Below are 9,811 nucleotides of genomic sequence, written 5' to 3'. Positions count from 1 at the left end.
GATCGCATCCGTACCCGCCACCACCAGGTCCCACAACTCCCCCGGCGACCGCACCCCACCCGGATAACGGCACCCCATACCCACCACCGCGATGGGCTCGTCCGGCGCACCCGCCCGCACCGCGGGCGCAGGCCCGGCCGCGGACGGGCCGGGGCCCGCCACCCGTTCGTGGATGGCGCCGGCGACGGCGGCGGGCGTCGGGTGGTCGAAGACCAGCGTCGCCGGCAGCCGCAGGCCGGTCGCCGCGTTCAGCCGGTTCCTCAGGTCCACCGAGGTCAGCGAGTCGAAGCCGAGTTCCTTGAAGGTCCGGTCGCCGGCGATGCCGTCCGGGCCCGAGTGCTCCAGGACCGCGGCGATCTGGGCGTCCACCAGCTCGCCGATCTGCCGCCGCCGCTCCTCCTCCGGCAGCCCGCTCAACGTGTCCGTCCACGAGCCGGACGACGCGTCCGGGCCCGCCGCGCCCTTCACCACGCGCCGCACCGGTGTGCGGACGAGGTCGCGGAAGAGCGGGGGCATCGTCCCCGCGGCCGACCGGGAGCGCAGCGCGGCGGCGTCGAGCCGTGCGGGGACGGTGAACGTCGTCCCCGCCGCCAGGGCGGCGTCGAGCAGTGCGAGGCCCTGCTCGGCCGGCATCGGCGCGACCCCGGCGCGGGACATCCGCGCCAGGTCGGCGCGGCTCATCGCGCTGATCATGCCGCCTTCCTGGTCCCACAGGCCCCAGGCGAGCGAGGTGGCGGCCAAACCGCGTGCGGCCCGGTGCCGGGCGAGGGCGTCCAGGAAGGTGTTGGCCGCGGCGTAATTTCCCTGCCCCCGGCCGCCGATGACGCCGATCACCGAGGAGAAGAGCACAAAGGCCGCGAGGTCCAGGTCCCGGGTCAACTCGTGCAGGTGCCATGCCGCCGCCGCTTTGGGTTGCCAGACGGCGGCGAGCTTCTCGGGCGTGAGCGAGCCGATCGAGGCGTCGTCGAGCACACCCGCGGTGTGCACCACAGCCGTGAGGGGACGGTCGCCGGGGATCGACGCGAGCAGGTCCGCGAGCGCCGTGCGGTCGGCGACGTCGCACGCCGCGACGGTGACCTCGGCGCCCGCCGCGGTCAGCTCGGCGGCGAGTTCGGCGGCGCCCTCCGCCCGTGGCCCGCGCCTTCCGGCGAGCAGCAGCCGCCGCACACCGTGCACGGCGACCAGCCGCCGGGCGACCAGCGCGCCCAGCGAGCCGGTGCCGCCGGTGACGAGCACCGTGCCGTCGCGGTCCCACGCGGCGGTGCCGCCCGCGAGCCGCTCCCCGCGGACCAGCCGCGGTGCGTACGCGGACCCGTCCCGCAGCGCGAGCTGCGGCTCACCGGACGCGAGCGCCGCCGGGAGCACGCCGACGGACCCGTCGTCGACGTCGGCCAGCACGAACCGGCCCGGGTCCTCGGACTGCGCGGTGCGCACCAGCCCCCACAGCGCGGCGTGCCGGAGGTCGGTCACGTCCTCACCCGCGAGGGCGGCGATCGCGCCGCTCGTCACGGTCACCAGGCGGGAGTCGGCGAGCCGCTCGTCGTCCAGCCAGTCCTGCAGCAGGCCGAGGTGGCGGGCGGTCACGTCGAGCGGGTCGCCGCCGGGGCCGTCGGCGGTACGGGGGTCCGGCGCCCCGCCGGGGGCGTCGTCCCCGCCGCCTGCCGCGACGAGGACGGTGTCCGGTGGCGCGCCACCGGCCGCGAGCACCGCGCGCAGGGCCGCCAGGTCGTCATGGACCTCGACCGGCTGCGGCAGCCCGGCGGCGAGCCGCCGGGCGCCCGCGCCCACAACCGCCCAGCGGTCGGCGGCGACCGGCCCGTCGGGGGCCGCGACCGCCCGCCACACCACGTCGAACGACGTGTCGGGACCGCGGCTCGCCGGCCGGCCCGACACGACCGGGCGCAGCGTCAGCGCGTCGACCGTGGCGACCGGTGCCCCCGAGGGCTCGCTCAGGTGCAGGGCCGTGGTGCCGGGTCCCACCGGGGAGACCCGGACCCGCAGCGTCGTCGCGCCCGTCGCGTGCACGCGCACGCCGCTCCACGCGAACGGCAGCGGCACCTCGTCCGGGCCCGCCGCGGCGAAGGCCACGACCGGGTGGAGCGCCGCGTCCAGCAGTGCCGGGTGGGTCTCGTAGCTGCCGGCGGCGTCCTCCTGCCCCTCGGCGAGCGCCACCTCGGCGAACAGCTCGTCCCCGGCCCGCCACACCGCCCGCAGGCCCTGGAATTCCGGCCCGTACTCGTAGCCGCGCTCGGCGAGCTGTGCGTACAGCGCGGGGACGTCCACCGCGGCGGCGCCCGGCGGCGGCCACTCGGCGGGCGCCTCGCGGTGCCCGCCGGGCGCCGCCGGGGCGCGGGTGAGCGTGCCCTCCGCGTGCCGCGTCCACTCCTCCTCGACGTCGCCGAGGCCGCCCGCGTCGGCGACGCGCCCGTACACCGTCACCGGCCGGTTCCCGGTGCCGTCGTCCGCGCCGACCGCGACCTGAACCTGCACCGCGCCGTGCTCGGGCAGTGCGAGGGGCGCGTGCAGGGTGAGGTCGTCGAGCGCGTCGCAGCCCGCGTGCCGGCCGGCGTGCAGGGCGAGTTCGACGAAGGCCGTGCCCGGCAGCACGGGCGTGCCGAGGATCGCGTGGTCGGCGAGCCAGCCGTGCGAGTCCAGCCCGAGGCGCCCGGTGAGCAGCACCCCGTCGCCCTCGGCGAGCTGCACGGCCGCGCCCAGCAGCGGGTGCTCCGTGCGGGCCAGTCCGGCGGCGGCCATGTCACCGGCGGGGGCGGGTGCCTCGATCCAGTACCGGCGCCGCTCGAACGGGTAGGTCGGCAGCGCCACCCGGCCGCCGCCGCGTCCGGCGAAGGCGGCCCGCCAGTCGACGGCTGCGCCCTCCACGTGCGTACGGGCGACCGAGGCCAGGAACCTGTCCCACCCGCCGTCCTCGCGGCGGATCGACTCCACGACCACCGGGGCGCGGCCCTCGCACTCGTCGAGCGTCTGCTGCGCCCCGCCGACGAGCATCGGGTGGGGGCTGCTCTCGACGAACAGCCCGTAGCCGTCGGCGTGCAGGGCGCTGACGACGGGTGCGAAGCGGACCGTCCGGCGCAGGTTCTGGAACCAGTACCCGGCGTCCAGCGCGGCGGTGTCCAGCGGCGCGCCGGTCACCGTCGAGTAGAAGGCGATCGGGGACGTGCGGGGGGTGATGTCGCGCAGCGCGTCCAGTACGGGCTGCCGCACCGCCTCGACGTGCGGGGAGTGGGAGGCGTAGTCGATGGCGACCCGGCGCGTCCTGACGCCGGCCGCCTCGCACGCCTGCCGCAGCCGCTCCAGCGCTTCCAGGTTGCCCGACACCACGGTGGAGGCGGGCCCGTTGACGACGCCGAGGTGGAGCCGCTCGCCCCAGTCCGCACCGGCCGCCTCGGCGGCCTGGTCCGCCGTGAGCGCGACCGACAGCATGCCGCCGGTGCCGCCGAGCGTCGCGGCGATGGCCTGGCCCCGCAGCACGACCACGCGCGCGGCGTCGTCGAGGGAGAGCGCGCCCGCCACGTACGCGGCGGCGATCTCGCCCTGCGAGTGCCCCACGACCGCGTCGGGGTGCACCCCCAGGGAACGCCACAGCGCGGCGAGCGACACCATCACCGCGAACAGCGCGGGCTGAACGACGTCGGCCTGCTCCAGCCGCTCGGCGGGCACGGCGTCCGGCTCGCCGCGCAGCACGTCGAGGAAGGGCCAGTCGATGTACGGCGCGAAGGCGTCGGCGCAGCGCTCCATGTGCTCCCGGAAGACGTCGGAGGCGGCCATGAGGTCGCGCGCCATGCCCGGCCACTGGGATCCCTGGCCGGGGAACATGAACACCGTCCTGCCGCCCTCGCGCGCCACCCCCTGCACGAGTCCCGGTGCCGATCCGCCGCGGGCGAGCGCGGCCAGGCCGTCGCGCAGGCCGTCGTGGTTCCCGGCCACGACCACGGCACGGTGCTCGAAGGACGCGCGTGCGGTCGCGAGCGACAGCCCGAGGTCGGCGGGCGCGGGAGCCGGCTCCGCCGCGAGCAGGTCGACCAGTCTCGCCGCCTGCTGCCGCAGCGCGGTCCGCGACCGCGCGGAGACCAGGTAGGGCAGCGCGGCGTCCGTGTCCGCGGCGCCCGGCCCGGGGGTCTCCGGTTCGGCGGCGGGCTGCTCCGCCGGGGGTTCTTCGAGGATGAGGTGGGCGTTGGTGCCGCTGATGCCGAAGGAGGAGACGGCCGCACGCCGCGGGTGGCCGTTGCGGGGCCAGGGGGTGCTCTCGGTGAGGAGGGCGACGGCGCCGGACGTCCAGTCGACGTGCGGGCTCGGCTCGTCCAGGTGGAGGGTGCGCGGCAGCTCGCCGTGGCGCATCGCCATCACCATCTTGATGACGCCCGCCACGCCCGCCGCCGCCTGCGCGTGCCCGATGTTCGACTTCAGCGACCCCAGCCGCAGCGGCCGGTCCGCGGGCCGGTCCGCCCCGTACGTCGCGAGCAGCGCCTCGGCCTCGACCGGGTCGCCCAGCGCGGTGCCGGTGCCGTGCGCCTCCACCGCGTCGACCTGGTCGGGCGTCAGCCCCGCGCTCGCCAGCGCCTGCCGGATGACGCGCTGCTGCGAGGGACCGTTGGGCGCGGTCAGGCCGTTCGAGGCGCCGTCCTGGTTGATCGCCGAGCCGCGCACCAGCGCCAGGACCGGATGGCCGTTGCGCCGGGCGTCGGACAGGCGCTCCAGCACCACGACGCCGACGCCCTCCGCCCACGCGGTGCCGTCGGCCGCGGCCGCGAAGGGCTTGCAGCGCCCGTCGGGGGCGAGCCCGCGCTGCCGGCTGAACTCCACGAACATGCCAGGCGACGCCATCACCGTCGCGCCGCCCGCCAGAGCGAGCGAGCACTCACCGCCGCGCAGTGCCTGCCCGGCCAGGTGCAGCGCCACGAGCGACGACGAGCACGCGGTGTCCACCGTCACCGCCGGACCCTCCAGGCCGAGAGTGTAGGCGACCCGCCCGGACGCCACGCTCGTGGTGCTGCCGGTGAGCAGGTAGCCGTCGTAGCCGTCCGCCGGCTCGTGCAGCCGGGGCCCGTACTCCTGGGACGTCGCCCCCACGAACACCCCGGCGCGCCCGCCGCCGAGCGTCCCCGGGTCGATGCCCGCGTGCTCCAGCGCCTCCCACGACGTCTCCAGCAGCAGCCGCTGCTGCGGGTCCATCGCCGCGGCCTCCCGCGGGCTGATCCGGAAGAAGGCGGGATCGAACTCGTCGGCGTCGTAGAGGAATCCGCCCTGCCGTACGTAGCTGGTCCCCGGCCGGTCGGGGTCCGGGTCGTAGACCTCGTCGACGCGCCAGCCGCGGTTCGCCGGGAAGTCCCCGATCGCGTCGACACCGTCCTGGACGATCCGCCAGAGGAGGTCGGGCGAGGCGGCGCCACCGGGGTAGCGGCAGGCCATCCCGACGATCGCGATCGGCTCGTCGGACCGGGCGGCCCCGTCGCCGCCGGTGCCGCCGTCGCGCGCCGCGCCCGACAGCTCGTCGGCGAGGAAGCGCGCGAGCGCCGCGGGCGTCGGGTGGTTGTAGACCAGGGTGTTGGACAGCCGCAGCCCGGTGGCCGAGTCCAGCCGCTCCCGGAACTCGACGGCGGTGAGCGAGTCGAAGCCGAGGTCCTTGAACGTGCGCGTGGTGTCGACCGAGTCCGGCGTCACATGGCCGAGCGCGATGGCCAGCTGCGTGGAGACCACGTCGAGCAGTACCCGCTCCCGGTCGGCCGCGGGCAGCGGCGCGAGCCGCCGCGCGAGCGCGGTCGCCGCGGGTCCGGCACCGTCGGCGGCAGCCGCGGGGTCCGGCCGCTCCGCCCCGCCGGCGGGCTCCGCGCCGGAGGCGGGAGCGGCGGGCAGGCCGGGCACCGCGGCCGGGCCGTCGAACCAGTACCGCTGCCGCTGGAAGGCGTAGCCGGGCAGCCGCACCCGCCGCGGAGCCGTCCCCGCGGTCCTGGCCGCCCGGTGGGGCTTCTGGGGGGCCGCCCCGGTGAACACCGCCTCCCACGCCACCGCCGCCCCGGCCGTCTCGACCTGCGCCACCGCCGCGAGCAGCGCCGCCCGCTCGGGCCGGCCGCGCCGAAGCGCCGCCGCCGTGACGGCGGGCGCCGCGCCCGGCGCCGCCTCCCGGGTCATGCCGGCCAGCACGGCGTCGGGGCCCAGTTCGAGCAGGATGTCCGCGCCGCGCTCGCGCAGGGTGCGCACCCCGTCGGCGAACCGGACGGTGCCGCGCACGTGCTGCACCCAGTAGTCGGGCGACGTGACCTCCTCGGCGCTCGCCAGGCGGCCCGTCAGGTTCGACACGAGCGGCAGTTCGGGGGCCCGCAGCTCCAGTCCTGCCGCCACGGCCCGGAAGTCGTCGAGGATCGCGTCCATGTGCGGGGAGTGGAAGGCGTGGCTGACGTTCAGCCGGGTCGCCTTGCCGCCGCGGTCCCGCCACTGCGCGGCGATGTCCACCACGTCGGCCTCGTCACCGGAGATCACCACCGACCGCGGCCCGTTCACCGCGGCGATGCCGACCCGGTCGTCCCTCCCGGTGAGCAGTTGCAGCACGTCGTCCTCGGTGGCGAGCAGCGACGCCATCGCACCGTGCGCGGCCACGTCCTGCATGAGCCGGCCCCGTGCGGCCACGAGTGCGCACGCGTCCGGCAGCGTCAGGACCCCGGCGACGTGCGCGGCGGTCAGCTCGCCGATCGAGTGGCCGGCCACGGCCCCGGGGCGCAGGCCCCACGAGGCGACGAGCCGCTGCAGCGCGACACCGAGCGCGAACAGCGCGGGCTGCGTGTACGAGGTCTGGTGCAGCAGGGGCGCGAGCGGATCGCCGTCCGCCGCGAACATCACGTCCCGCAACGGGTGTTCGAGGTGCGCGTCGAAGTGCCCGCACACCTCGTCGAGGGCCGCCGCGAACACCCGGTGGTGCTCGTACAGTTCGCGGCCCGCGCGGGCGCGCTGCGCGCCCTGCCCGGGGAAGAGGAACGCGACCGTGCCGCCGCCGGCGCGGCCCTCGACGACGCCCGCGGCCGGCTCGCCCGCGGCCAGCGCCGACAGCCCCGCCAGCAGTTCGTCGCGGCCGTCGGCGACGACCACCGCGCGGTGCTCGAAGCGGGTGCGGGTCGTGGCCAGCGAGAAGCCCGCGTCGGCCGGCTCCGGGCCGTCCGCCCCGCCGAGCAGGTCGCGCAGCGCGCCGGCCTGCGCCCGCAGCGCGCCCGCGTCGCGGGCCGACACCACGTACGGCAGCGGCCCCGCGGCGGTGCCGGTGCCCGCGCCCGGCCGCCGCCGTCCCGGCCGCGCCGCGGGCCGCGGGGGCTCCGCGAGGACGACGTGGCAGTTGGTGCCGCCCATGCCGAAGGAGCTGACCCCGGCCACGAGCCGCTCGTCCGGCCGCGGCCACGGCTCGTGCGCGGTCGCGACCCGCAGCCGCAGCTCCTCCAGCGGGATGCGCGGGTTGGGCGTGCTGAAGTTCAGGCTCGCCGGTATGCGCCGGTGCCGGATGCTCAACGCGGCCTTGAGCAGCCCGACGATGCCCGCGGCGCCCTCCAGGTGCCCCACGTTCGTCTTCGCCGAGCCGACCACCAGCTCCGCGCCCTCGGCCCGCCCGTCGCTCAGGGCGGCGCCCAGCGCCGCCGCCTCGACCGGGTCGCCCACCGGCGTGCCCGTGCCGTGCAGTTCGACGTACTGCACCTCGCCCGGTGCCACGCCCGCGCGCTCGTAGGCCAGCCGCAGCACCTCCTCCTGCGCCCGCGGGTCCGGGACCGTCAGCCCGTCGGTGGCGCCGTCGTTGTTGACCGCGCCGCCGAGGATCACGCAGTGGACCGGGTCGCCGTCGGCCAGGGCCGCCGCCAGCGGCTTGAGCACGACCACCCCGCCGCCCTCGCCGCGCACGTAGCCGTTCGCCCGCGCGTCGAACGTGTAGCAGCGGCCGTCCGGGGAAAGCCCGCCGAACCGGGCCGCGGCGACGCTGCCCTCCAGCAGCAGGTTGAGGCTCACCCCGCCGGCCAGCGCGACCGCCGACTCCCCGCTGCGTACGCTCTGCGCGGCCATGTGCACGGCCACCAGGGACGACGACTGCGCGGTGTCCACCGTCATGCTCGGGCCGCGCAGCGACAGCGCGTACGAGACCCGGTTGGCCAGGATGCCGCGGAAGGTGCCGGTGTTGGTGTGCCGGGTGATCCCGTCCACCCCGGCCCGGGCCAGCAGCGTCGCGTAGTCGCTGCCGATGTTGCCGACGAAGACGCCCGTGCGGCTGCCTGCCAGCGAGCCGGGCGCGATGCCCGCGTCCTCCAGCGCCAGCCAGCTCAGCTCCAGCATCAGCCGCTGCTGCGGGTCCATCACCGCGGCCTCACGCGGCGAGATGCCGAAGAACGCCGCGTCGAAGTCCGCCACCGCGTCGACGAAGCCGCCGTACCGGACCTTGTCCCGCTCCTCCTGCGCGGCCCCCTCCGGGTCCCACCGCTGTGCGGGGACCTCCGTGACGGCGCTGCGCCCGGAGCGCAGCAGGTCCCAGAATCCCTCCGCGTCAGGCGCGCCTGGCAGCCTGCACGCCATGCCCACGATCGCGATCGCGCCGTCCGGATCGGTGGTGCCGGTTCGCCTGTCGGTCACATCGTGCTCCACTCGGCTGGTGACGGGTACGGAGAGGATTCGGAAGGACGCAGCAGAAACACGGCAGGCGGTGACCGCTCAGCGCGCAGGCCGTTCCGGCGGAATCGGCTGCCGTACAAGAGATCCTGGCCAGGCGTCTGAAGCACCGCTAATGCGATCCTTGCGGTCCCGGCCCCGGACTTCCGGTTCGGGTGCGGGGCTCGGACGTCAGGAGTTCGGCCGGCGGCGGGAGCGGAGGCGCGGCCGGCGTCCCGGCAGGGGGGAACCGGTGGAAGGGCGGATCGTCCCGTGCGACGGATTCGCGGGGCGCGCGGAACGTCCGGCGCGGCGGAGTCGTCCCCGCACCGGCGGGGGCTCCGTCCTCACGGGTTGCGGTCGTCCCGCGCTCGCGGGGCCCCCTGCGGGAGAGCTCGATCCCGCGTCCAGCCGGGCGGCGGGGCCGTTGCGACGGCCTGCGGTGGCAGCCGGCGTTCTCTGCCTACCGGCACCGCCTTCCACCGACCGCCACAGGGGCGAGGTTGTCCGTCCCCGCGGCCCCGTCCCCTCTGGGACGACCTGGTGATCCCGGGTACGGCGCGAGGTCTGACGGAGTGTGTTTCCGCACTCGAAGCCGCGGGTGAGGAGATGCGTGCCGTCGCCCTGGGCGACCATAGGTCCGAGTCGGCACGCGACGCGGCGGTGCGAGAAGCCGTGCGCGGCACCGGCATGTGCACGGCGGGCGAACGCCTCTGGCTCGTGGGCCCGCCGCAGGTCGTGGAGGCGGGGAACGAGGCGTTCCACCGCCTGCGCGCGATCCGCGACGCCTATGCCCGTGCAGTGGCTGTCGGCTCCGCCGACGAGGCGCCCCTGATGGAGCGGCGACGCAAGGCCATGGCGCAGACGCGTCGCCTCGTGCGTGAGGACCTGGGCATCGGGCCCCTCAGAGTCGAGTGATGTGATCGCCGTGCCCCTGGTCACGGTAGAAGCCGGCGAAGGGACCGCGTGCTCTCCCCGGCCGCGACCGGCTCAAGCCCGCACGCCGGCCGTGTCCCGCGTATCGGTGGTGGCGACGGGCGCCGTCGCCACCACCGATCACGGGACAGGACCGAAGACCTTACGTTCCCCGGGGGAACCTGACAGAGGTCAGCGCTGCAGGGTGAGCAGGCCCGGGCGCCAGGGGAGTTGGCCGTAGTCGCCGCTCGAACCCTTGGCCATGCCC

At 76.6% G+C, this 9,811-nt stretch carries 2 protein-coding genes; one reads left to right on the top strand and one right to left on the bottom strand.

The features are described from left to right. On the bottom strand, nucleotides 1-8,613 hold an 8,613-nt coding region (locus IH54_RS0137800), incomplete at its 3' end, for a type I polyketide synthase (protein ID WP_043183460.1). 624 nt (nucleotides 8,614-9,237) lie between these two features. Between IH54_RS0137800 and IH54_RS40870 the strand changes: the two genes are divergently transcribed. Continuing rightward, nucleotides 9,238-9,546 carry a hypothetical protein gene (locus IH54_RS40870; RefSeq protein WP_078862828.1) on the top strand — a complete coding sequence of 103 codons (309 nt, stop codon included), beginning with the start codon at nucleotides 9,238-9,240 and terminating at the stop codon, nucleotides 9,544-9,546. Nucleotides 9,547-9,811 lie beyond the last annotated feature (265 nt).

Source organism: Streptomyces sp. NRRL F-5123, assembly GCF_000721495.1.
Lineage (GTDB): Bacteria > Actinomycetota > Actinomycetes > Streptomycetales > Streptomycetaceae > Actinacidiphila.
Note: the sequence above shows the minus strand (reverse complement) of the source record. Positions and strands in the feature narration are given on the sequence as shown.

Bases quoted from the DNA above. Each gene is read 5' to 3' on its own strand.
- IH54_RS40870 (WP_078862828.1), top strand. From the start codon at position 9,238: ATGCGTGCCGTCGCCCTGGGCGACCATAGGTCCGAGTCGGCACGCGAC.